Source organism: Flavobacterium caseinilyticum, from assembly GCF_004349085.1.
In the GTDB taxonomy this organism is placed as follows: domain Bacteria; phylum Bacteroidota; class Bacteroidia; order Flavobacteriales; family Flavobacteriaceae; genus Flavobacterium; species Flavobacterium caseinilyticum.
In genome coordinates this window covers 193681-215589 of the sequence record NZ_SMFM01000001.1, presented here as the reverse complement: position 1 = coordinate 215589, position 21909 = coordinate 193681, and the positions used below count along the sequence as shown (strand labels likewise).

The following is a 21909-nucleotide window of genomic DNA, read 5'->3' as shown; positions in this document are numbered from 1 at the left end:
TCAAGCAACTTATCTTTTATTTATTAATCGTACTGCAAAAATGGTTTCAAAAAGCAAAAATAGGAAATAAGGGATGAAAAAAGCTGCTATATCTAAATTAGTTTCTCTTCCTTCTGATTGAATCAATGGAATCAAAAAAACCACTGCCGCCATCATTTTCACGAAAGTGGTGCCCAGAAATGCAAAACCGGTAAAATCCGGAAAATTTAGATTTACAAAAAGCAACAGCAAATAGATTAAAAATGTGGAAACAAACAGGAAAAGATAAATGCTCCAAGTAGCATTAAAGAAATCATGATGTGCGCTCCAGGTTGCAGTCCCATAATACTGCGCAGCAAATAAAAGCAATGTGAAGGGTATCAAATACTTCAAAAAAGATAAAATTTTAATCATTCGTTATTTTTATTAATATTTTTGACTTGGCGAATTACGTTATAAAGTGCTATAAAAACTGATAATAGTGACAATATAATAGTGTAAAAGGAAGACGATTCTCCCGAATATTTTTCATCCAGCCAAATACCTAGATAAGTGAACGCGAAAATGACAATTCCCATTTGAAACGGAATTCCCATAAATACCAACCATTTATTAAAATTGTTTTTATTTGGTGTTTCGTTGGCCATCATTCAACAGTATGTTTTTTGTGTTAATCTTCATTACGCAAGATGCACTGAAATCAGCTCCTGGCTCCACGGATAATTTCCCCACTGTAACTTCGCCATGAATACTGGCCTTTGACTTTACATTCAGAAATTCGGTAATTTGCATTTTCCCGTCAAATTTTCCTTCAATGTCAGCGTTTTTACATGTGATATCGCCGGTAACGCTTCCTGCAGGTCCAATAACTATTTTTCCGCCAGACTCAAAATTACCAATCAAGTTCCCGTCTAATCTAAAATCAGCCTGCGAAATAATATCGCCTTTTATAGAAGTTCCTTCAACAATCCTGTTGGTTTTTCCTAAAAGATCGGTATATGATTTTTGCTTCTTATCAAACATATTTATGGGTTTTTTGGCGTTAAATACACCTCAAGATTCTTCTTAATTTGAATCACTTTATAGTTTTCACCTGAAACTACAATAGCAGGATCTACAATTTTATATTTCATATTTTCTTTCAACAGCGATGCAATATCTTTTGCGTACGCTTCTGATTTTATTCCGTGAATAGTGAGGAAATTTTCTTTTTCAGTGTAAATGTCATATGAATAATATAGTTTCTGTAGGTTTTCAGCAGCGATAAACATTTTAATTTTTTCCACTATTGCTTTTGTATTTTTATCCTCTCGTGAACCTACTCGATATAATATTTTCCAGTTATTTGAATTTCCAGAACTGAACTCCATTTTCTCTAAAAACGGAATTTGATTCGTCAGGATTTCTTGGGCATTTTTCCCCTCTTCGGTGCTCGGGTAATTATCGGCAACACTTTGCAGAGCATTTTTATAAGCCGTTACTCCTGCTAGTTTCCCAATGGTATTTGCCTTAAGTAATTCAAATTTTGAAGCAATTTCATCTCCGGAGAACTGAGTAATCAAAGCATCTAAATTGGATAATACTGTAACAAATTCCTCTTGCTGGTATAATTTATACCATTTATTATAAACATTTTCAGGCGTTTCGCTTAGCGCAACCGAATTTCCGTTTGTGTTGTTTATGATTTGCACATAACGAGAATCCGGATATTGAGCCGTTATACTTTTTTTCATCGCTTCTGCTTTATTTGCATCGGTGATTTGATATAATTTATACAAATTATACATTGCAGGAAGAACCAGTTTTTCCTCAGGATTGTTTTTTAATAATTGCTCGAGTTTAGCAATGGCCAAATTATTTTCTTTGAATTTTTCTTTATAAATAATTCCCAGTTGATAATAGGCAAAATTGCGTTCTACACCAAGGTTATCTATTTCTATTTGCGTTGCCGGCAGCTGTTTCAAATAATATTCGGTAGTGTATTCTTTGACCATTTGCTCCACTGCTGCGCCATTTTGAAAAGCTGATTTATCTGTATTTAAAGTGTCTGCTGAAGCTGAAATTGCTGTAGTAGATGATAATCTCCAATTACCGCCCAGAGTTCTGTCGCCCCATACTTTTTTGAATTCTAATTTCCCAAAAGATACTGTATTTGGATTATAAAAATAAAAAGTATTGGATGACTGCGACGAAGCACTCGGAATGCCGGGAGGATTCATCAAAGCTTTCTTTGCAGGCATTCCCGAATCTTGGTTAGATGCAGGATCTAACGTGGTAATTGCGCTATTTCTTTCAATATTTTCCTGTTTCTCTCTGCGCTTTTCCTCTAAAATTCTTTTGGTTTCGTCAGCCTCTTTTAATTTAACAATATAATTTTCAAAATAGGAAATTCTACCATTCTCACTTAGCGAAACTACATTCAGAATACTATCATTTCTCTTTGCAATATCCTCATATAATATTACCTCATCCAAATTATTTCTGATTTTTTGAATTTTACTGAACTCTCTTGTTTTAGTATTCAATTTCACCAATGTACTATCATAATACTTCGCCGCCGAAGGATATTCCGCAGTTCTAAAATACATATTTCCTAGATTTCGATAATTTGAAGCTACTAAATAAGTATCTTTTGAATTTGTTCTCAGCGATTCATTATAAAAATCCAGCGCTTTTTTTGGCTCTTTTTGATTGTCATAAAATAAAGCCATTTGGTGATAAATCAAATCTTTATAAGGTCTGTTTTCTCTGTCTTTTACGAGTTTATCAAAGGTTTTGACAAAAGAATCTGAATCGCCATTTTTATAATCAAACAATTCAGCTTTTTTAGCATGCGCCTGAATAACAAATTTTCGCTCCGCTTTTCTTTTCATGTCAATCACCGATTGATAGGCTGAAGTGGCGCTGTCCTTATATCCTAATTCTTGGTACAATTGTCCCAAAATAAAACGATATCGGGCTTTTTCCTGATTTACTTTTGTGAATTCAATTGCTGTTTTTAGTTTAGCAACTGCACTATCTTTCTCTTCTAAATTTAAAAAGGAAGCCGCTAAAAGTGCATTTGCATCAGCAAAAACCTGATTTTTAACATCCTGTTCTTTCAATAATTTAGAGATGTTTTTTACAACCTGAGCATCATTTCCTAAACGCATATTGGTTTTTTCCCGCCAAATTTTGGCTTCGTAAATTCGGCTGCTGTTGGGGTATTTGTATAAAATATAATTGAAAGCATCAAGAGCCGGAACAAATCGTTGATCGTAATAACGGGATTTACCAAGCATGAGATACGCTTCGTCTATTTGAGTGTTTTTCTCCCTTCCACCAATATTCATGGAGTGTTTTTGAATCGCTTTCGTGGCTTTAGCTTCAGACAATTCAAAATCGGCGTTTATTGGTTTTGTAGTACTGTTAATATCGTCCAGGATTTGCATTTTTTCTGGTGGTAATAATTTCCAGAAATCATCCTCATTATTTGATTTAATTTGCTTAACCCCTTTGTCCAAGCCTACCTGACCGTTGTATAAAATATTATACTTTGTGCTCAGGGCGTGGGAATTTCTAGCCAAGAAAGTATCTTTCTTAGTAGAACATGCCACTAAGAAAACTAAAAACGAAAAGAAAAATATCGGCTTAAATGTATTGGCTTTCACTTTAAAAACGTTTTTATCAATTAACTGTAAAATAGACATTTTAGTATACTGACTTGTAAAAGTACGTTTCTTTTTGCTATCGTGAAAATTATGACGTCATATTTCGGTTTTCCGTTCGTGCGTAAGGGATGGAAGCGGCATCCCATGCTTTTTAGCGTGGATACAGCGCACAGCCCGACCCGGAGTTTTTACGAAGGGTTACGCCCAAACTAAAACGCTAATTCACAAACTGAACACTGCTGTTAATAAATGCAATTCGCAAATTAGCGGTAAAAAGTTTTGTCCTGGACTGCTGCGTTGAATTTTAAACAGCAAAAAACAGCTCTAATTCTTTCAATGTTTCCTCAGAAGTTTGAATGTCTTTGACCACTTCGCCTTTGTTTAAAGCGACAATCCTGTTGCTTACCTCAACGGTGTGCAACAAATCGTGGCTGGAAACCAATACCGTTACATCCGGATTATCGGCTAAATTCTTGATGATTTTCTTTAATCGGAATTGTGTGGTTGGGTCTAAATTAGCAAAAGGTTCATCCAGAATAATGACTTCCGGATTCCCAATTAAAGTAGCAATGATGCCCACTTTTTTCTGGTTTCCTTTGGATAAATCGCGCAAATATTTCTTGTTTTTAAGGATTTCTCCATTAAAAAATTCTTCATGTGTGGCCAATAAAGCATCAACATCGGCTTTGTTTTGTCCGCGTAAATCACCAATGAAATAAAAATATTCTTCAGGAGTTAAGTAGCCAATTAAGAAACTCTCGTCCAAGAAAGAAGCGGTGAACGGTTTCCAATTTTCACTGGTGTTTACCTGAATGTCATTGTTGATAATATTTCCCGTGGATGGCTGGATTAAATCCAATAAGAGACTGAAAAAAGTGGTTTTACCGGCGCCGTTATTGCCAACTAATCCAAAGCTTTCGCCTTTTTTTATTTCTAAAGTATCTATTTTTAATACGGTTGTTCCGTTGTATGTTTTCGAAAGGTTGTTTACTTGTATCATTTTTTGAAGTTTAATCGGTTGACTGGTTATTTGAGGCAAAAGCTTTTGAAAATTAAAAAATTTTTTTTTTAAAAACCATTAAGTTATTAAGTAAAATTAAGGCTTGATGCATCGTTCTATTTTAATCGTTTCCCTTCTGCAAGTCTAAAATAGGACTTAAAGCGTTTGTCGCGTTGGTTACTCTAATTGTTACTTATCCTTTTTGTTTGTAAGCCGCGATAGTTGCGTATTTTTCTGATTTATAGATTTTTTCAATTACCGAAAAAACTTTGTCTTTCAGCGCAAAACCAATCACTCCTGCCCCTGCCACCAGCGCTAAGCCTAACGTTGGATTCGCATATTTAGAACCCAACCAATATAGTAAAACGGGTAATCCTAATTGCGGAAGTGAAATCAGCATGGTTTTTACATTGAACGCTTTTTTGTCGCCAAAAGCGCCTTTTCCGGAACTTAAATCAATTGGTGTTTTCGTGTACGCACCGCCCAGCAATACCAAATGAGAATTGACTCCAATATTATAAATGGCGCCTACAACTATTGTCAAATATACCTGCCATCCAAAATACAGATAGAACGAGGCAATTGTCGTGGTCACTATTGTAGCAATCACCATCAGCCACCATTTTGAACTCAAATAGCCCTTGTACGGAATATTTTGCGTCATCATTAACTGGTAATACGCGCTGTCCCAGCTGGGCACAAATTGTCCGAAAGTAATCAGAAATCCGCCGGAAACGAAAATTCCGGCAAAAATGTGCATTACAGGATTGTTATACACTTCAATTGCATTAGTAAAGAAAAGAAAGCCATAAAAAAGGAACATCACGCTTAATCCCACGGTAGTTTTTGACCGTTTGTTTCTTTTGATTAATTTAATGTCGTTTTTCAAAAAGGTTCCTATAGTTCCAAATTGGTTTAACCAAGTCAGCTCTTCCGTTTTTGCAACATCGTGTTTGTTAGACAATCCCGCATCCAAATATAAATTCTTTTTGAAATATTGAAAAGTAACATAATATATAACGATCAAACACAACAGCGGAATGGCAAAAGCCCAATAGGTATTAAAAATTGCATTGAAAAATGGCGCTGTATAATCTGTGATATCAAAGAGTTCGTAATAATGCAATCCTCCTAAAACGGCAGCTATTCCTAAGAAAATAGCAAATAAATTATCCTTATTGCTCAGTAAAATATTTAGAAAATTGTTGATGAATAGTAAAGAGTAGAGCGCAATAAACCAAAGCACTACGGAAAGTACATTATAGCCTTCGATCATTAAAACAATACTAAACGGAATCAGGAAAAAACCATGTACCAAATTGAAGAAGGACAAAACTGTTTTTCCCAAAGAAAAGTGAACAATTGTGGACTTTTTTATCGGGAAAATCAACATGGGACGAATGTTCATCACTGGGATTTTTTGCAACAGCAATCGGACCGTTAAGTCCATTAATATGTAATAAATAATGAATTTATTTACCGTCACGATTGGGTCAAAGTTCATTTTTTTTAGAAGATAAAAAATCCCGACTCCTAATGCTAAGAATATTAAAATGAAGTAAATAGCAACAAAACCCATAAGGATTTTCAAAGCCAAATTAGTAGCGAAGGAAGCTGACCTAAAAAATGCTTTCCATTCGAGATAAAGGAATTTTTGAATCATAGTTTGGTTATTTTGGTTTAACTGTAGGTACATGAAAATAAGAAAACGTTACATCAAATATAAAAAAACACTTATTTTTAATCTCCATTTATTTGCCATTTCCTACTTTTGCAAAAAAAATATCATGTCATCCTTTTTGAAATTAATCATAAAAGAAGTAAAACGCGAAACCAAAGACGCTGTTTCCATACTTTTTAACGTACCTGAGGAATTAAAAGCGAATTATACTTTTGTCGCCGGTCAATATATCAATCTGAAATTAACCTTGGACGGTGAAGAAATTCGTCGTGCGTATTCTATATGCTCAGCTCCTGACAGCGGGGAATTACGCATTGCTGTGAAAGCGGTCGCAAACGGCGCTTTCTCTCAGTTTTCCAACACAAAACTGAAAGCTGGTGATGTTCTTGAAGTAGGAAAACCGGAAGGAAAATTCACTTTTGAACCACAAGCGGACCGACAAAAAAACTACGTGGCTTTTGCTGCCGGAAGCGGAATCACTCCCGTGATGTCTATCTTAAAATCAGTATTGAAAAACGAACCGAAGAGTTCTTTTGTATTGGTTTACGGGAACAAAACGCCTGAAGAAACCATCTTTCACCAAGAATTACACGATTTGCAACTGCAATATGTAGGACGACTTTTTGTACATTATGTCTACAGTCAAGCCAAAGTGGAACCTGCTTTTTTTGGACGAATAGAGAAATCGACAGTGAATTTTGTTCTGAATAACAAGCACAAGGAATTAGAATTTGATAAGTTCTATTTGTGTGGACCGGAAGAAATGATCAACATTGTTTCTGGAGTTTTGAAGGAACACAACGTAAAAGAATCGAATATTAAATTTGAATTATTTGCTTCTTCAACGAAAGAAAATAAAATAGAAAAATCGTTAGGCGGTCATTCAAAAATTACCATCATGGTGGATGACGAGGAAACAACTTTCGAAATGTCACAAAAACAAACCGTTCTTGATGCCGCTTTAAAGCAAGGCATTGATGCTCCGTATTCGTGCCAAGGCGGAATATGCAGTAGCTGTCTGGCTCGAGTTACCTCAGGAACTGCCGAAATGACTAAAAATTCTATTCTTACCAATAAAGAAATCGCCGATGGACTTATTCTTACCTGTCAAGCTCATCCAACATCAGAAACTATCTATGTAGATTATGATGATGTTTAAAAAATAAATTACTTATAAATGAAACTTCTCTGAAAAGGGAAGTTTTTTTGTTTTTGAGAGGTTGGGATTTTTAGTATATTAGTAAAATAATAGTACAATCAAGATATACGCAGTTTTTGGGTTAGTTTCATAGATTCATACTTATATCGCTAAGTTTGTTAGATTTGAATCTATCATAAATGCAAACGAGTTGTGAGCAATTTAAAAAAAGTAATAATATGAAAAAGACAACAGCAATTACAATAATTCTTATCCTCATATTTATTTTAGGTTTTGGATTGCGTGGAAAAGTGTCTGGCGAAAAATTTAATTCTCAAAAGTGGAAAACGACAGATATGAATTCTGAGAATGACTTTTCTCTAAGATGGGATATGATGAATAGTTTGCGAAATAATTATAAATTAAATGGAATGAAAAAAAGCGAAATTATTAATTTACTTGGAAAACCAGACAGTACCTTTTCTACTCCCAAAACATTCAGATATTTTTTGGGATATGCTCATTCGGGAATAGACACTGGCAGCTTAATTATAAAATTTAATGATGAAACTGTAGAAAAACACCTAGTTACTAAAGGATAAAACACTAACAACAAAGACTTTGCGCTTTTACATATAGTGCTTAATTTAATGTGACAATACATAACAACAATCTTAACATAATCTCAGAACCCTAGCGAAGAGGAAAGAACGTTAATTTTTTATAAAAAATATTTAAATTGTTACCAATTTTTGGTACTTTAGTAAAAAATTAAAATCATGGGAAAGAACACGTCAATCTCTTTAGGAAATCATTTTGAAACTTTTGTAGAAAAAAGTATTTCAAAAGGTCGGTTTCAAAATGCTAGTGAGGTAATTCGAGCCGGACTCCGCATGCTAGAAGAGGAAGAAGATAAAGTTTTACTATTAAAAAATGCCATTCAGGAAGGTATTGATAGTGGATTTGCAAAAGACTTTGATCCAAAAAAACACTTAGAAACGTTACAAGCAAAGAAAAAAGCAAATGGCTAAATATTATTTAACCAATTTAGCTGTTAACGATTTAGCTGAAATCTGGGAATACACTTATGAGGAATGGTCAGAAAAACAAGCCAATAAGTATTATAAACTCCTATTAGAATCTTGTCAGGAATTAGCAAATTATCCCAACTTTGGGAAAAATTATGAGCTAATTCAGCCTAATCTTTTAGGATTTAAAACCAATCATCACATTATTTTTTATAGAATTATTTCGGTTAAAGAAATAGAAATAATAAGAATTCTTCACGAAAGAATGGATTTGAAATCTAAGCTTTAAACTAAAATGAGACTTTAAACTATTTTTTATATGAAATCCATTCGAGAAATATTCAAAAACAACGCTTCCCTTCTTGACGAACCAGAAGTAGCACAACTTTTGGAATATTGTGAGCAATTGCAAGATGAAATCGTGGAATTCAAATTTCAAAAAACAAACAACAAAGAATTAGCAATGCTTGATATGCTTAAAGAAGTCATAAAAGGCTGTGATGCTATCGAAAAAGAACAAGCCGAACACGAGCGTTTTGGGTATGATGTGCCAAATTATCAGGAAACTATTTCGAATTTAAAAAGATATATTTTGAAGCGTTGTCAAGACGAGAAAATTTGGCTTTAATTGCAATCTTTTTTTAAAACTGAATTTTCAACAATCAGTAATTTGATTTACAGTCAGAGTATTACAAAAAAGCATTCCACAAAAACATATTTTTTTGTCTTTTATTCTCTTCCTTGTCCTCTCCGTACGTAAACCAATCCTTTGTTTTTTCTTCTATTAATGTTTTTAGTTCTTTAAAATCATAAGTTTTTTTAGCTGTACTAGGTTTAATCACTGTGTTATCTTTGATTTTTAAATCTACTTTAGTTGCTATATATGACGTATACAATCTAGGTATCGAAAGTCCTAAAATCATACCTGGCAAACCATTTATACTACATGGACCGCCGGTAATGGTTATGTCGTCTGTATAAAAAGCAAACACATAAACATCATCAAATATTTTTCCAACCGCTTTTCGGCAATTATAGCCCGCTATTTCTCTGCGCTCGTTTGTGATTTTCCATTCAATGTTCGGAATACTATCTGCAATAACAAAATTAGTACCCACAATTTGTTTTTGTAGGTTCATTTTTCTGGTTGTAAAATCAAAGAACCAAGTGTTTTCTTCGTCAGCTTCTTTCTCATGTTTTGGTATTCTTGTTTTTGGACTCCATCTGTCGAACATATATACACTTTTATTGTCTTCAAAAGTATAGGTGTAATACGATATTTTTAAATCAGATAAGTTTTCTTTCATCATTTCATCCCAACTGTCATTGCTCATTGTTTTTTTGAGATTGGTATTGACTTCATACTCAATTACAGCCTTATCTACAAATTGCTGTGCATAGGATCCTGTAGTAAAAACAAATAATGTGATATAAAAATATATTGATTTCATTGGGTTGTATTTTAAAGTAGTGAGATGGTTTATTTTAAAAATATTGACATTTTTCGATGCTGAATTACAATTCCTATATGGGCTTATTTATTTTTTTTCGATGCCGTTTTTATTTTTAAAATTCCACGTAAAACCTATCATAGCATAGCGTCGGAGTCTGTCATTTCGCTCTTCGCCAATTGTGTTTTCATAAACAAATCTGCTAATACCTATGTTTTGATTCAAAATGTCGCGCACCATTACATAAGCGGTAAACTCATCGTTCTTAAAGGTACGTTGGAACCTGGCATTCCACAATTGATTGGTAAGATTGGTTTGAAAATCAACTGTTTTTTGGCGAGAATACAAATTATAATCCGTTGATAATTTCCATTTTTCTCTAAAATAAACGGCAAGATCTAAACCAAGGTTATTGGTATTAAATGATTTTACTTCATTGTTTTGAGAGGTACTGTTACGGCTGTTTGAGAAAGTATTACTTAGATTGATATCGTATTTCTTTTCTTTGGATTTATTCAAGTAAACAGAAAAATTAGAACTTAAAATATTCGAGTTATTGATTTGCTTATTAATGCTATTGACCGATTTATTGTAATTTATAGATGGACTAAGATTAACATACATATTCATTTTTTTGACTTTAAACCCGTAACCCATATACAAGTTGGCTGATAAATTACCATTTGTATTTATAGGTGTACTAATTGTTTTTGCGCTTTCTGGGTCAATATCTCTATTGAAAGTAATCAAATTTGAGGTTGTTCTAAAAGAGAGGCTTTGATAAAAATTAGTCTCGGTCAAAATGCTGTAACTATTGTTAGAAACATTTATGCTATTTGTAAAAGATTGTTTTAAATCCGGGTTTCCCAGCACTTGGTTAAAAAAATCTTGATTGTTTCGTAAAGGCTGTAATTGGTCAATAGTAGGCTGTCTCGTTGCACCTTGATAATTTACACGCAAATTGCTGTTGCTTTTGTACTTGTATGAAAAATTTGCGCTTGGGAAAAAATTAGTAAAACTGCGTTTGTATTCCTTATTTAAAGTTTGATCTTGTAAATCAAATGAGGTAAAACCAAAACCACTACCAAAACTATAATTGATTTTTTTGGCATTATAACTTAATTTTAGAACGGGTTTATTTGTTGTAATGCTTTGCTTGAATTGGTTTGATAGTGAATCGACTATTACATCATACTTGCCTGTTAGGTCTGAAAAGTCATAAGTCACAAAGTTACTATTACCTGTATTGTGGGTAATTTGATAGGATAATTGCAAGGCAAGTTTCTTTCCTATAGGCTCTGTATAGGCTACATTAAGAGCCAGATTTTGATTGCTTTTATCTCCAATTTTATTTTGATCTACCTCATTACCAAAGGCAAAAATGCCTCCTTCATAACTCTCATTAGCCGATTTTAAAAAATTATTAGCATTTGAATTCAACGTACTCCAACTCGTATTTACTGATAGTGTTCTACGTGGTTTAACAAATTTATGTTTAAACAAAGCACTCGCAGACAAGGATTCTTTATCTGATTTTGTGGTAAATAATCGTTCTTGTTTGTTCCTTAACAATCCATCGCTTCCAGTGGTATTTCCGGTCGTGAATTCATCACTTTCAGTATTGTAAAAATTAGTTTTAGCCGTAAATTTAAGGGTGTTTACGGAGTCCATTTTTACATCATAAACCGCATTAAGCTTAAAATTATCTCTATTTACATGACTTGCAGTTGCTCTATTTTCATTCAATTGAGTCGCTCCTACTTGTGTTTGTGTACTCCTAGTGCTATTATTTTGATAACTTTGACTGTTGTATTTTGGTGATAAATTTAAGGAATGTTTGTCATTCCATTTGTTGTTGTATTGCAATCCTGCATTAGTGTTTTTTATAAAACCATTTTGAGTGTCTACATAAGGTTCGCCATCATTATCGCCGCCGGTCCATTCGTAATTTACATTTCCGTCATCATCCATACTCATGCTGACATTTCCGTCTCCTCCACCAAATTTGTCACTGTCTTGCCAGCTTAATCCATCTTGACCCGTATTTCCGTTTAACAAAAATGCCGAAAGCTTTCTTTTTCCTTTGAAACTACTCACCATGATATTGCTATTGTATCTAGAATCTGACCCGGTAAAGGGTTGGTTTGCTCCATCTACTTTACCAAAATAGCCTTTCTTTTTATCCTCCTTTAATCTAAGATTAATTGTTTTTTTTGAATCGCCATCATCTATTCCTGTAAACTCAGCTTGATCGCTTTTCTTATCAAAAACCTGTACTTCTTTTATAGCATCTGCACGTAGGTTTTTTACAGCCATGCCAGGATCATCACCAAAAAATTCTTCGCCATCTACCAGTACTCTTTCTACTGTTTCGCCCATAGCTTTGATGGTTCCATTTTTATCAACTTGTATTCCCGGCAATTTTTTTAGCAATTCTTCAACATTGGCATTGGCATCAACTTTAAAATCACTAGCCCTGTAACTAGTTGTATCGCCTTTAATCTTGATGGATCCCGTTTTTATTACCACCTCTCGCAATAGCTCCATTTTGCTCATCAAAGCAATGGCTCCTAAATCCTTATCAGTACTAGTTACGGTAATTTCGTCTAAATAATCTGCATATTGACTGTGCGAAGTCATTACGATGTAATTCCCCGGTTTTACATTATTAAGGACAAATTTACCTTCTTTGTTGGAGCGGGTAAATTGGTATAAAACAGAATCTACCGGAGTTAATAAAGCAACAACTGAATTGTAAATGGGGGTTTTTTCACTTCCAGCGGTCAAAATACCTGAAAGTTTATTTTTTTGAGAAAACGCAGAAAAGGAGAAAATCAACAAAATTGCAATTGTTACCGTAATTTTTGACATAAATAGTTTCATATTTTTGTTAATGGAATGTTTCAAAGTATTTCCAAAAAGCTGAACTAACAAATAAACATTTTTATTTAGTCTTAACTTTACGGTTTAAGCTGAAAATATCAAAATCAAAAATAGTATTTTTCTCACTACACAATTAGGTGTTTATGTTATAAATGTGTTAAAATTCTCATGACATGAAAATTACTTCAAAAATAAAAAATGTGTAATAAGTTCTAAATGTATACTTTACCGCTAGAGTGTCTTAAGAATTGTATCAACCGTAATCGTTCGCATGGCATCTTCATAACCTTCCACTTTTTTATTTCCATACACCGAAGTTGGTAATTTAGGATATTGATTCCTATCGGAAACCAAAGCATTTTTTAAGGGTTGATTAAACGGTAAAAATCCTGCATACGGATGCGTCGCGCCCCAAAGCGTGATGACTTTTACACCAAGCATGGCCGCAATATGCGCATTCCCGGAATCCATGGAAAGCATGACATCAAGATTGCTAATGAGCTCTAATTCCTGCTGAAACTTAATTTTACCCGCAACAACAATCACATTTTCTTTATTAGCAGCAAGTGAATTTAAGAGTTCTATTTCCTTTTTTCCACCGCCAAAAAGCAAAATGGTAGTGGTTGTCTCCAAAGCTAATTTGTCGATCACTTGTTGCATTAAATCCAACGGATATACTTTAGAATCGTATTGTGCAAAAGGTGCGATTCCAATTAGTTTTTGATTTTTTTCTCCAATTATCGTTAAAATTTCAGGGCTTAAAATAGCCTTTTCAGGAAATTCGGATTGGGATAAATCAACCGTAAAACCAAATTGTTCAAATACTTTGACGTGTCTTTCGAACATCGTAGGTAGTTGCTGGAACACTTTATTTTCGGGTTGGGTCAATGCTTTTTTCTCTGCTCTACCTTTATCCACCGAAGCCACTTTTTTTCCGCTTAAAGCAAAAAGGTTTCGGATGATTTTAGAACGCAGTACATTGTGTAAGTCAGCAAAGGCATCAATATTTAAACCTTTCAAATCTTGGTACAAACGCAACAATCCAAGAAATCCTTTGTGCCGTTCTTTTTCATCGAAAGCAAAAAAAGTAAGATTGGGAATTCCTTCAAAAAAAGGTTTGAAAAAAGGTCTGGAAATGACCGTGATTTTAACTTGTGGATGCTGGTTTACAAAAGCGCGTAAAACAGGAACCGTCATGGCGACATCTCCCATTGCGGAAAGTCTCATGACGGCTAAATGTTTGATAATATTTGACAATTAATTATTGTTTAAAAACCATTAAGGTATAAAGAAAAACTTAATGGATCTTAACACATTAATGGTTCAAAAAATATTTTTTTTACTTCTTGTTTTGGTACAAAACAGGATTCAAATCATCATCGTTGTACATTTTCATTTGTTTGTACACTTTCATGAATTTATCTCCGTTTGCAATGTCAGTCAACAAATCATCAATAGCAGTTGACAAGTCCGTTCTTTGTTCCAATAAAATATTCAACTTTGCCTGACATTTATCTCTGTGCTCTTGTGAAGCCTCAGCACGTGTAGCTTCTTCTTGCATGTGGTAAATTTTCAATGCTAAAATTGACAATCGGTCAAATGCCCAAGCCGGACTTTCTGAGTTGATTCTTGCATCGTCTTTTACCACAACATGACTGTATTTTTGGAGAAAATAACTGTCAATATATTCCACCATATCCGTGCGTTCCTGATTAGAAGCATCGATTCTTCTTTTCAAAGTCAAAGCTGCAACAGGATCAATATTTGGATCACGGATAATATCTTCAAAATGCCATTGAACGGTGTCAATCCAGTTTTTGTGATACAATAAATGTTCAAATTTATCCTTCTGGAAAGGATTATTTATCGGTTGATCAACATTATCAAATTGATGATAATCTTTGATGCTTTGTTCGAAAACGGAATACGCTAATTTTGAAAACATATTTTTATATATTAAAAGACAAAGATACTTTTTATACTTTTATACCATATAAAAATAACTATAAGTTTAATTACAAAAATAAAAACATGCAGATTCATTATTTATCAGAAGGAAACAGTGTCCTAAATCATTTTTTGGGACAAATACGGAATGTGAATGTTCATAACGACAGCATGCGTTTCCGAAGAAATATTGAACGTATTGGCGAAATAATGGCGTATGAATTAAGCAAAAAACTGCATTACGCACCCTTAGAAATCCAAACGCCGCTGGGTATAAAAAAGACCACCGCGATAAAGGATCAATTGGTGTTATGTTCTGTTTTAAGAGCTGGATTACCATTGCATTTGGGTTTCTTGAATTATTTTGACAATGCCGAAAATGGTTTCGTTTCTGCTTACAGACATCATCCCAACAATGATGATTACTTTGATATAGTGGTGCAATACCAAGCTATTGCTGACATCAACAACAAAAATCTGATATTAGTTGATCCGATGCTTGCCACGGGACAATCAATTGTGGCCGTTTACAATAAATTGATGGAAAGAGGTACACCAAAAGAAATTCACATTGCTGTAGTCATTGCTACACCCGAAGGAATTGCGCATCTAGAGCAGCATTTGCCGGAAAACTGTCATCTTTGGGTCGCCTCTTTGGACGAAAAACTCAATGAGCACAGTTATATCGTTCCCGGACTGGGCGATGCCGGAGATTTAGCCTATGGCGAAAAATTATAATTGGGAGAAAAAAGCAAACAAACTGCAGGCAATCAATACAAAAAGCACCATTTCCTGTTTCAATTTTAGCTGCGGCACTTCGATGTGGCTGGTTGTCATAATTGCCAAAGGTGCAAAAGTAAAAACCAATAAGTCATTACTTTTATTTGATGATATTAAGAAAATTACAGCTCCAATAAAAAAGGAAGCAATGATTATCTGGAATGAAGTATGCAAAATTTGTGGTCTGCTTGATAGTGTCGAAAACATGGAAACTACGAAAAACAGGGCTATTGTAGCGTAAATGGACAAAGCGCCGTTTTGGTAATTATTGGTAAAATAATTGATTTCAAAAGTGGTTTTTACACCTGCATTAATATATTCGGTCACATTTATATTGAAAAGTGTTGCGTATAACATAAACAATATTCCTGCGATAAAAAACGCAATAAACGGCAGAATCCAGTTTCTGTAATCCCTCGAGACATGGAAAATAATGGATATAAACACCAAAACAATAAAAATTATACTCCAAAAATGAAATAGTGCCGCCAGAAAAATCCATAATGACGCATCAAATATTTTTTCTTTGGACGCCTTTAAGGATTGCATCGAAATCAATCGACGCAGGGCTAAAAGGACAAAGAAATTCGCAACAATCAAGTTTAGATTATCTAATACCGACGGGAAAAATAACAGAAATAAAAAATAAAAAAAGACCGTGTAGGCACTGTCTTTACTCATTCCATTTTTCTTTACAATAAAATTTGCTGTAAATACAGAAGCGATTACAATGCAGAACAAAATAATTTTTTTTATGATTAAAAAAAGAGAATTAGTCCAGGATAAGTCTTGAATTTGATAGATAAAAAAGAAAAACAGCATTAAAATTAATACCAACGAAAAATTTAATGGTGTAGATTTTCTAAAAACACTTGATATCATACGGATATTTTATACTTTTGTGATTGTAAATATAATACTTGTTTAAAAAGTAAACCCTGCAAGTTCAAAAAGATTCATTCAAATATGAACTTTTAACATCCAGAGTTGCTCAAAAACAATTAATAAAATTAATTATAAACATTATGAAAGACTTTTTCGAAGGAATTCAATATTTATTTGTTGACATTCTATTTGCTCCGTTAGATTTTTTACGTTCATTAGAATTAAGTTCTTGGTTTGTTGCAAATACAATCAACTGGATTTTCATGATCATTTGTGCTGCCGCAATGGTTTATTGGATCCTGCAATTGAAAATTTTTGAAGACGCAGGGACAGAAAAACAAGACACAACAGCACACTCTTTTTTAAAGTAATTTTTTAAAAATTGTAGCAGCTACTGGAAACTATTTTAAGTCGTTTCCAATATCTTTTCTAAAATACATCTTATCAAAATGTAGTTTATCTATATTTTGATAAGATTTTTTTATGGCTTCTTCAAAATCATTTCCATACGAAGTAACCGCTAGAACCCTGCCTCCATTTGAAACAACTTTCCCGTCTTCTAATTTAGTTCCTGCATGAAAAACAATGGAATCTTCAATGGTTTCCAATCCTGCAATCACTTTTCCTTTTTCGAAATTTTCTGGATATCCGCCTGAAACAACCATAATTGTAGTGGCGCTTCTCTCGTCAATTTCCAGATTAATTTGATCCAGCTTTTCATTGGCTACCGCCAAAAACAACTCCATTAAATCCGTTTTTAATCTCGGGATAACCACTTCGGTTTCCGGATCGCCCATTCTCACATTGTATTCGATAACGATTGGTTCGTTATTGACATTGATTAATCCTATAAAAACAAAACCCTTGTATGGAATTCCGTCTTTTTGAAAACCGTCAATAGTCGGTTTTACAATGCGAGTTTCGATTTTTTCCATCAAAACAGCATCAACATAAGGAACCGGAGAAACCGCTCCCATTCCGCCTGTGTTTAAACCTGTATCGCCTTCGCCAATTCGTTTATAATCTTTGGCAGTTGGTAATATTTTATAATTTTTTCCGTCAGTCAGAACGAAACAGCTTAATTCAATTCCGTCCAAAAACTCTTCGATAACGACTTTAGAACTGGCTTCTCCAAATTTTTGGTGAACCAGCATGTTTCTTAATTCTTCCTTGGCTTCTGCCAAATCCTGAATAATCAAAACTCCTTTTCCGGCAGCTAAGCCATCGGCTTTCAAAACATAAGGAGGTTGCAATGTTTCCAAAAATTCACATCCTTTTTCGACAGTTTCAGCGGTAAAACTGTCGTAAGCGGCAGTAGGAATGTTATGTCTGATTAGAAATTCTTTGGCAAATTCTTTACTTCCTTCCAGTTGCGCGCCCTTTTTTGAAGGACCGATAACTGGAATCTGACTTAATGCAGTATCGTTTAAAAAGAAATCATAAATTCCTTTTACTAAAGGATCTTCCGGTCCTACCACAACCATTTCTATTTTTTCCTGAATAACAAAGGCTTTTATAGCTTCAAAATCAGTTGGACTGATCGCAACATTTGTAGCTATGGAAGCCGTTCCGGCATTTCCCGGCGCAACAAAAAGCGTGTCACAAAAGGGACTTTGAATCATTTTCCATGCAAAAGCATGTTCTCTTCCGCCCGAACCCAGTAGTAAAATTGTCATGTGTAGTAGTGTTTAGTTGTGCTGCAAAAATAATTGCTTTTAAACTCAAAAAATAATTATTTTTTAAAAAGTTGTTGGTTCTTCATTATTAGTTGTTGGTAAATATTATTTTTGATGAAATATTTCTGTAAAATGTTCCCACTATTCGATTTATCTTTGCAACTAAGTGGTTTCCCAATTCGGGAAGCCCAAGCCGAATTGCGAAAAATCGTAGCTTTTTCAGAAAAAGAACATGGAGTTTTTATTGCAAATAAAAAACAAGAAATTGTCAATTTTCATTTGCAAAACAATCCTTTTTATCAAGAATTAGTCGGCTCAAAAAACTATAAAAACTGGGGAGATTTACCTGTTTTAAACAAACAAAATTTACAAAAACCTTTACAGGAAAGGCTTTCGAAAGGGTATTCAACAAAAAACAGTTACATAAACAAAACATCCGGTTCCAGCGGAACTCCGTTTATTTTTGCCAAGGACAAATACTGTCATGCGTTGACTTGGGCTTCCAATATATACCGTTTTGGTTGGTATGGAATTAATTTTAATACTTCCTACCAAGCACGCTTTTATGGCATTCCAATGGATTTTATTGGCAACAAAAAAGAACGTTTCAAGGACTTTTTGAGCCATCGGTTTCGCTTCTCCATTTTCGATTTGTCGGATGTTGTTTTAGAAAAAATTCTGAAAAAATTTCAAAATAAAAAATTCGATTACATCAATGGGTATACAAGTTCGATAGTTTTGTTTGCCAAATTTTTACAAAAGAAAAACATCGTATTATCAACAATTTGTCCAAGTTTGAAAGTATGCATGGTAACTTCTGAAATGCTTTTTGAAGACGACAAACTCCTTTTAGAAAAACAATTTGGAGTACCAATCGTCAATGAATACGGCGCTTCGGAATTGGATTTAATTGCTTTTCAGAATAAGGAAGGAGAATGGCAAGTGAATTCAGAAACGTTATTTGTAGAGATTTTGGACGAAAATAATAGAGCAGTTCCAAATGGTACTTCGGGCCGAATCGTCATTACCTCCTTGTTCAATAAAGCGCATCCTTTTATACGCTATGACATTGGCGATATTGGAATTTTGGATGAAAAAAGCACGTTACAAAAAACCATTCTCAAGAAATTAATAGGACGAACAAATGATGTTGCGGTTTTGCCAAGTGGGAAAAAATCACCCGGTTTGACGTTTTATTACGTGACAAAAAGCATTATTGAGGACGACGGAAACGTAAAAGAATTTGTTATCAAACAAACCAAAATAGATTCCTTTGAAATTGAATATGTCAGCGAAACTGAATTGAATTTGGAACAAATAAAAAAGATTAAAAAGGCGATTGAATTATATCTCGAACCGGATTTGAATTTTATATTTACCCGAAAAAAAGTTCTAAAACGTAGCGTTAGCGGCAAACTGAAGCAGTTTAAATCAACAATTTAAAGCTTTTTACTATAATGAGGTTTAATGATTAATTGGGTTGCTAAAAACCCAATCATACATATCAGCGAAACTGCTACATTGTATCGGTGAAAAGTTCTATAAACCGCAAAATTATGTTTCAACAAATCGAATTTTGAAGCTGAAATTGAGTTTTTCCTTATTCTGTAATACGCTAAACTTTCAGCAACAGGACCTGCACTTTTAATTTTTTTCAGAATAGTTAGCCAAAGAACCCAATCTTGACGTTTTCTTATTGAAGTAACAGCTATTTTTCCGAAGTAATCTGCGTCATAAATTCCTGTTAGATTCCCAACATAATTACAAAAGAATAATTGAACGTATGAGAGATTTTTTGGCGCTTCTACCCTTTTGTTGAGCGATTCCCCTTCCTCGTTAATGCATTCATAGAATGAAAAAGTAAATGGCAGATTATGCTGTGTAAGATAATCAATTTGTTTATCCAGCTTTTGCGGTTTCCACAAATCGTCTGCATCTAAAAATGCGATATATTTTCCTTTTGCTTCATTTAAAGCGGTATTTCTGGCAATTCCGGTTCCGGAATTTTTATCGAGCTGAATAAACCGTATCTTCTTATCTCCAGCGGCAATTTCCTTTATAATTGAAGAAGTTTTATCAGTAGAAGCATCATCTACGATAATCATTTCCCAATTTTGATAGGTTTGATCCTGCACAGACTGAATGGTTTGTATGATAAATTTTTCAGAATTAAAAGAAGGAGTAATTATTGACACAAGCGGTTTTTCCATTTTAATACGCTTTTTCATCACCTTTTATGGTATTGTATATGGTGTTAAAAATAATCTTTATATCCAATAAAATAGACCAGTTTTCTAAATAAAAAATATCGAATTTGACCCTGTTTATAATATCATCATCTGTTTCAACTTCACCACGAAATCCTTTAGTCTGAGCAAGTCCTGTAATTCCAGGTTTTATAAAGTGTCTTACCATAAATTTATCAACTTTTAAGGCATACATTTCGGTATGACTTACCATGTGTGGTCTGGGTCCTACAACGGACATATCGCCCAAAAATACATTAAAAAACTGTGGCAACTCATCGATACTGGTCTTTCGAATAAACCGCCCGGTCTTAGTAATACGCTTATCATTTTTAGAAACCTGATTTAAATGCGCTTGATCATTTAGCTCCATCGATCTAAATTTGTAACAATTAAATTCTTTGTAATTTAATCCGTTTCTTTTCTGCACGAAAAACAGTGGTCCTTTAGACTCTCTTTTTATAATAAGTGCTAAAATCGGTGTGAGCCAAGACAATACTGCCAGAATTATTACCGCCGAAAATAAAATGTCAAAAACACGTTTGACAACCTTATTTGCCGTAACGTCCAATACAATGTTTCTTAATGAAATTACCGGAATATAATCATAATATTCGAAGACGAAATTTCGCGATAGAATTTGTTTTTCATCAGGGATGAATTTCAAAGTTTTCAAATTATTATCGGCAAAATAAGTAATGTCACTGATTTGTTGGTGCGTTAAATCACTCATTGAACAGTAAATTTCATCAATTTCATTTTGCAAAACGAAGTCGAAGCTCTCTAAAAGATGACTTTTCTTGTCATGTCCTAAATCAAATACCTTTTCTAATTTGTATCCGTAATCCGGGTTTTCTGTGAAAAAATGTTGCAATGGAGCAATATTCTTCGCATTTCCTAAAAGCACCACCGTTCTGAAATTCCCTCCAAACAGCACTCTGTATTTTTTAAGGAAGTAATAAATAAATAATTTAAAAATCAGGATAATGGCAAGACTAACGCAAGTGAATAGAACGATTTCTTTTGAATCGAATTTATCAGAATAAAAAAAAGCGATTGCGAGACAAAACAGTAAAAAAACCACTCCTTGTTTGAAAGCACAATTTAAAATAGAAATTACTTTTGTATATCTGTACACTTCATAAAAACCAAGATTTGCAGCGATTAAAAACCAAACACAACTAATAAGTAAGGGGTAAATTAAGGAATGAGTATCTAAATCCATCAAATAAACAGATACGACATTGATGATTATTAAGTCTAAAATAAAAGAAAAAGGGCGAATATAGCCTGAATATCTTCCTGTTTTTGTCTTCACTACTATATATACTTAACGAAATTGTATTATCTTAATTTATGATTTAGTTCTAAAGTCGAAGCAATTTCAGCACTGCATTTATGTTTTTTAAAAACGTGCTGATAATTTGCTCTACTGCAATCGCGCGCAAATGCTGCAAGTATCTTGTGATCGCTAAACTAATTACAAAAGTGAGTTAATTTATTTGCATTTAAAATTATTAACGGCATAAAAAAACTATACAACCGCGATAAAAAACAAAATGTAT

General features: G+C 33.7%; 22 protein-coding genes. 8 read left to right on the top strand and 14 right to left on the bottom strand.

Features of this window, described 5'->3' with window-relative positions:
• Window positions 1-9 precede the first annotated feature (9 nt).
• From E0F89_RS00970 to E0F89_RS00945, 6 genes are all read right to left on the bottom strand, one after another.
• A complete protein-coding gene (locus E0F89_RS00970; protein WP_131907999.1) occupies window positions 10-393 on the bottom strand; it encodes a hypothetical protein in 384 nt (127 codons plus the stop codon).
• Entirely contained in the window at window positions 390-575 is a 186-nt protein-coding gene (locus E0F89_RS00965; protein ID WP_317126079.1) for an AtpZ/AtpI family protein, read from the bottom strand. Before E0F89_RS00965 ends, E0F89_RS00970 begins: the two co-directional genes overlap by 4 nt.
• A gap of 28 nt (window positions 576-603) precedes the next feature.
• Complete coding sequence (locus tag E0F89_RS00960) at window positions 604-1002, bottom strand: bactofilin family protein (protein WP_131907998.1); 399 nt, start codon at window positions 1000-1002, stop codon at window positions 604-606.
• 2 nt (window positions 1003-1004) lie between these two features.
• Complete coding sequence (porW, locus tag E0F89_RS00955) at window positions 1005-3668, bottom strand: type IX secretion system periplasmic lipoprotein PorW/SprE (RefSeq protein WP_131907997.1); 2664 nt, start codon at window positions 3666-3668, stop codon at window positions 1005-1007.
• A 265-nt stretch (window positions 3669-3933) separates the two neighbouring features.
• Window positions 3934-4629, bottom strand: coding sequence for an ABC transporter ATP-binding protein (locus E0F89_RS00950; protein WP_131907996.1), 696 nt, complete (start codon window positions 4627-4629; stop codon window positions 3934-3936).
• A 193-nt stretch (window positions 4630-4822) separates the two neighbouring features.
• Window positions 4823-6292: a DUF5687 family protein gene (locus E0F89_RS00945; RefSeq protein WP_131907995.1), complete on the bottom strand. Its 1470-nt coding sequence runs from the start codon at window positions 6290-6292 to the stop codon at window positions 4823-4825.
• A gap of 124 nt (window positions 6293-6416) precedes the next feature.
• On the opposite strand from E0F89_RS00945, the gene E0F89_RS00940 reads away from it, so the two are divergent.
• The 5 genes from E0F89_RS00940 to E0F89_RS00920 all read left to right on the top strand — a co-directional run bounded on the left by E0F89_RS00940 (window position 6417) and on the right by E0F89_RS00920 (window position 9104).
• On the top strand, window positions 6417-7469 hold the full coding sequence (locus E0F89_RS00940; RefSeq protein WP_131907994.1) for a ferredoxin--NADP reductase: 1053 nt from the start codon (window positions 6417-6419) through the stop codon (window positions 7467-7469).
• Window positions 7470-7687: 218 nt separating this feature from the next.
• A complete protein-coding gene (locus E0F89_RS00935) occupies window positions 7688-8050 on the top strand; it encodes a hypothetical protein (protein ID WP_131907993.1) in 363 nt (120 codons plus the stop codon).
• Between the two features lie 177 nt (window positions 8051-8227).
• Window positions 8228-8479, top strand: a complete 252-nt coding sequence (locus E0F89_RS00930; RefSeq protein ID WP_131907992.1) for a type II toxin-antitoxin system ParD family antitoxin — start codon at window positions 8228-8230, stop codon at window positions 8477-8479.
• Window positions 8472-8765: a type II toxin-antitoxin system RelE/ParE family toxin gene (locus E0F89_RS00925; RefSeq protein ID WP_131907991.1), complete on the top strand. Its 294-nt coding sequence runs from the start codon at window positions 8472-8474 to the stop codon at window positions 8763-8765. Before E0F89_RS00930 ends, E0F89_RS00925 begins: the two co-directional genes overlap by 8 nt.
• 30 nt (window positions 8766-8795) lie before the next feature.
• Window positions 8796-9104, top strand: a complete 309-nt coding sequence (locus E0F89_RS00920) for a hypothetical protein (RefSeq protein WP_131907990.1) — start codon at window positions 8796-8798, stop codon at window positions 9102-9104.
• A 61-nt stretch (window positions 9105-9165) separates the two neighbouring features.
• Here the strand turns inward: E0F89_RS00920 and E0F89_RS00915 are convergent, their stop codons facing one another.
• The 4 genes from E0F89_RS00915 to E0F89_RS00900 form a co-directional block, all read right to left on the bottom strand.
• On the bottom strand, window positions 9166-9927 hold the full coding sequence (locus E0F89_RS00915; protein ID WP_131907989.1) for a GLPGLI family protein: 762 nt from the start codon (window positions 9925-9927) through the stop codon (window positions 9166-9168).
• A gap of 87 nt (window positions 9928-10014) precedes the next feature.
• Window positions 10015-12798: an outer membrane beta-barrel family protein gene (locus E0F89_RS00910; protein WP_165929956.1), complete on the bottom strand. Its 2784-nt coding sequence runs from the start codon at window positions 12796-12798 to the stop codon at window positions 10015-10017.
• Window positions 12799-13041: 243 nt separating this feature from the next.
• Entirely contained in the window at window positions 13042-14037 is a 996-nt protein-coding gene (locus E0F89_RS00905; RefSeq protein ID WP_131907987.1) for a glycosyltransferase family 9 protein, read from the bottom strand.
• 112 nt (window positions 14038-14149) lie between these two features.
• Window positions 14150-14755, bottom strand: coding sequence for a DUF4254 domain-containing protein (locus E0F89_RS00900; protein WP_131907986.1), 606 nt, complete (start codon window positions 14753-14755; stop codon window positions 14150-14152).
• Between the two features lie 86 nt (window positions 14756-14841).
• Here E0F89_RS00900 and upp point away from each other — a divergent pair, with 86 nt between their 5' ends.
• Window positions 14842-15495: a uracil phosphoribosyltransferase gene (gene upp / locus E0F89_RS00895; protein WP_131907985.1), complete on the top strand. Its 654-nt coding sequence runs from the start codon at window positions 14842-14844 to the stop codon at window positions 15493-15495.
• Here upp and E0F89_RS00890 read toward each other — a convergent pair.
• On the bottom strand, window positions 15490-16419 hold the full coding sequence (locus E0F89_RS00890) for a DUF6427 family protein (RefSeq protein WP_131907984.1): 930 nt from the start codon (window positions 16417-16419) through the stop codon (window positions 15490-15492). The genes upp and E0F89_RS00890 overlap by 6 nt on opposite strands.
• A 143-nt stretch (window positions 16420-16562) precedes the next feature.
• Here E0F89_RS00890 and E0F89_RS00885 point away from each other — a divergent pair, with 143 nt between their 5' ends.
• Window positions 16563-16793: a DUF6341 family protein gene (locus E0F89_RS00885; RefSeq protein WP_131907983.1), complete on the top strand. Its 231-nt coding sequence runs from the start codon at window positions 16563-16565 to the stop codon at window positions 16791-16793.
• Between the two features lie 30 nt (window positions 16794-16823).
• On the opposite strand, the gene purD is transcribed toward E0F89_RS00885, so the two are convergent.
• Complete coding sequence (gene purD / locus E0F89_RS00880; protein WP_131907982.1) at window positions 16824-18098, bottom strand: phosphoribosylamine--glycine ligase; 1275 nt, start codon at window positions 18096-18098, stop codon at window positions 16824-16826.
• A 132-nt stretch (window positions 18099-18230) separates the two neighbouring features.
• Between purD and E0F89_RS00875 the strand changes: the two genes are divergently transcribed.
• A complete protein-coding gene (locus E0F89_RS00875) occupies window positions 18231-19541 on the top strand; it encodes a phenylacetate--CoA ligase family protein (RefSeq protein WP_131907981.1) in 1311 nt (436 codons plus the stop codon).
• On the opposite strand, the gene E0F89_RS00870 is transcribed toward E0F89_RS00875, so the two are convergent.
• Window positions 19538-20326 carry a glycosyltransferase family 2 protein gene (locus tag E0F89_RS00870; RefSeq protein WP_243699452.1) on the bottom strand — a complete coding sequence of 263 codons (789 nt, stop codon included), beginning with the start codon at window positions 20324-20326 and terminating at the stop codon, window positions 19538-19540. The genes E0F89_RS00875 and E0F89_RS00870 overlap by 4 nt on opposite strands.
• Window positions 20310-21662: an exopolysaccharide biosynthesis polyprenyl glycosylphosphotransferase gene (locus E0F89_RS00865; protein ID WP_131907980.1), complete on the bottom strand. Its 1353-nt coding sequence runs from the start codon at window positions 21660-21662 to the stop codon at window positions 20310-20312. Before E0F89_RS00865 ends, E0F89_RS00870 begins: the two co-directional genes overlap by 17 nt.
• Between the last annotated feature and the right edge of the window lie 247 nt (window positions 21663-21909).

Excerpts from the sequence above, each read along its gene's own strand:
- E0F89_RS00970 (WP_131907999.1), bottom strand. The coding sequence starts at position 393 with ATGATTAAAATTTTATCTTTTTTGAAGTATTTGATACCCTTCACATTG.
- E0F89_RS00965 (WP_317126079.1), bottom strand. The coding sequence starts at position 575 with ATGGGAATTCCGTTTCAAATGGGAATTGTCATTTTCGCGTTCACTTAT.
- E0F89_RS00960 (WP_131907998.1), bottom strand. The coding sequence starts at position 1,002 with ATGTTTGATAAGAAGCAAAAATCATATACCGATCTTTTAGGAAAAACC.
- porW (WP_131907997.1), bottom strand. The coding sequence starts at position 3,668 with ATGTCTATTTTACAGTTAATTGATAAAAACGTTTTTAAAGTGAAAGCC.
- E0F89_RS00950 (WP_131907996.1), bottom strand. The coding sequence starts at position 4,629 with ATGATACAAGTAAACAACCTTTCGAAAACATACAACGGAACAACCGTA.
- E0F89_RS00945 (WP_131907995.1), bottom strand. The coding sequence starts at position 6,292 with ATGATTCAAAAATTCCTTTATCTCGAATGGAAAGCATTTTTTAGGTCA.
- E0F89_RS00940 (WP_131907994.1), top strand. The coding sequence starts at position 6,417 with ATGTCATCCTTTTTGAAATTAATCATAAAAGAAGTAAAACGCGAAACC.
- E0F89_RS00935 (WP_131907993.1), top strand. The coding sequence starts at position 7,688 with ATGAAAAAGACAACAGCAATTACAATAATTCTTATCCTCATATTTATT.
- E0F89_RS00930 (WP_131907992.1), top strand. The coding sequence starts at position 8,228 with ATGGGAAAGAACACGTCAATCTCTTTAGGAAATCATTTTGAAACTTTT.
- E0F89_RS00925 (WP_131907991.1), top strand. The coding sequence starts at position 8,472 with ATGGCTAAATATTATTTAACCAATTTAGCTGTTAACGATTTAGCTGAA.
- E0F89_RS00920 (WP_131907990.1), top strand. The coding sequence starts at position 8,796 with ATGAAATCCATTCGAGAAATATTCAAAAACAACGCTTCCCTTCTTGAC.
- E0F89_RS00915 (WP_131907989.1), bottom strand. The coding sequence starts at position 9,927 with ATGAAATCAATATATTTTTATATCACATTATTTGTTTTTACTACAGGA.
- E0F89_RS00910 (WP_165929956.1), bottom strand. The coding sequence starts at position 12,798 with ATGTCAAAAATTACGGTAACAATTGCAATTTTGTTGATTTTCTCCTTT.
- E0F89_RS00905 (WP_131907987.1), bottom strand. The coding sequence starts at position 14,037 with ATGAGACTTTCCGCAATGGGAGATGTCGCCATGACGGTTCCTGTTTTA.
- E0F89_RS00900 (WP_131907986.1), bottom strand. The coding sequence starts at position 14,755 with ATGTTTTCAAAATTAGCGTATTCCGTTTTCGAACAAAGCATCAAAGAT.
- upp (WP_131907985.1), top strand. The coding sequence starts at position 14,842 with ATGCAGATTCATTATTTATCAGAAGGAAACAGTGTCCTAAATCATTTT.
- E0F89_RS00890 (WP_131907984.1), bottom strand. The coding sequence starts at position 16,419 with ATGATATCAAGTGTTTTTAGAAAATCTACACCATTAAATTTTTCGTTG.
- E0F89_RS00885 (WP_131907983.1), top strand. The coding sequence starts at position 16,563 with ATGAAAGACTTTTTCGAAGGAATTCAATATTTATTTGTTGACATTCTA.
- purD (WP_131907982.1), bottom strand. The coding sequence starts at position 18,098 with ATGACAATTTTACTACTGGGTTCGGGCGGAAGAGAACATGCTTTTGCA.
- E0F89_RS00875 (WP_131907981.1), top strand. The coding sequence starts at position 18,231 with ATGTTCCCACTATTCGATTTATCTTTGCAACTAAGTGGTTTCCCAATT.
- E0F89_RS00870 (WP_243699452.1), bottom strand. The coding sequence starts at position 20,326 with ATGAAAAAGCGTATTAAAATGGAAAAACCGCTTGTGTCAATAATTACT.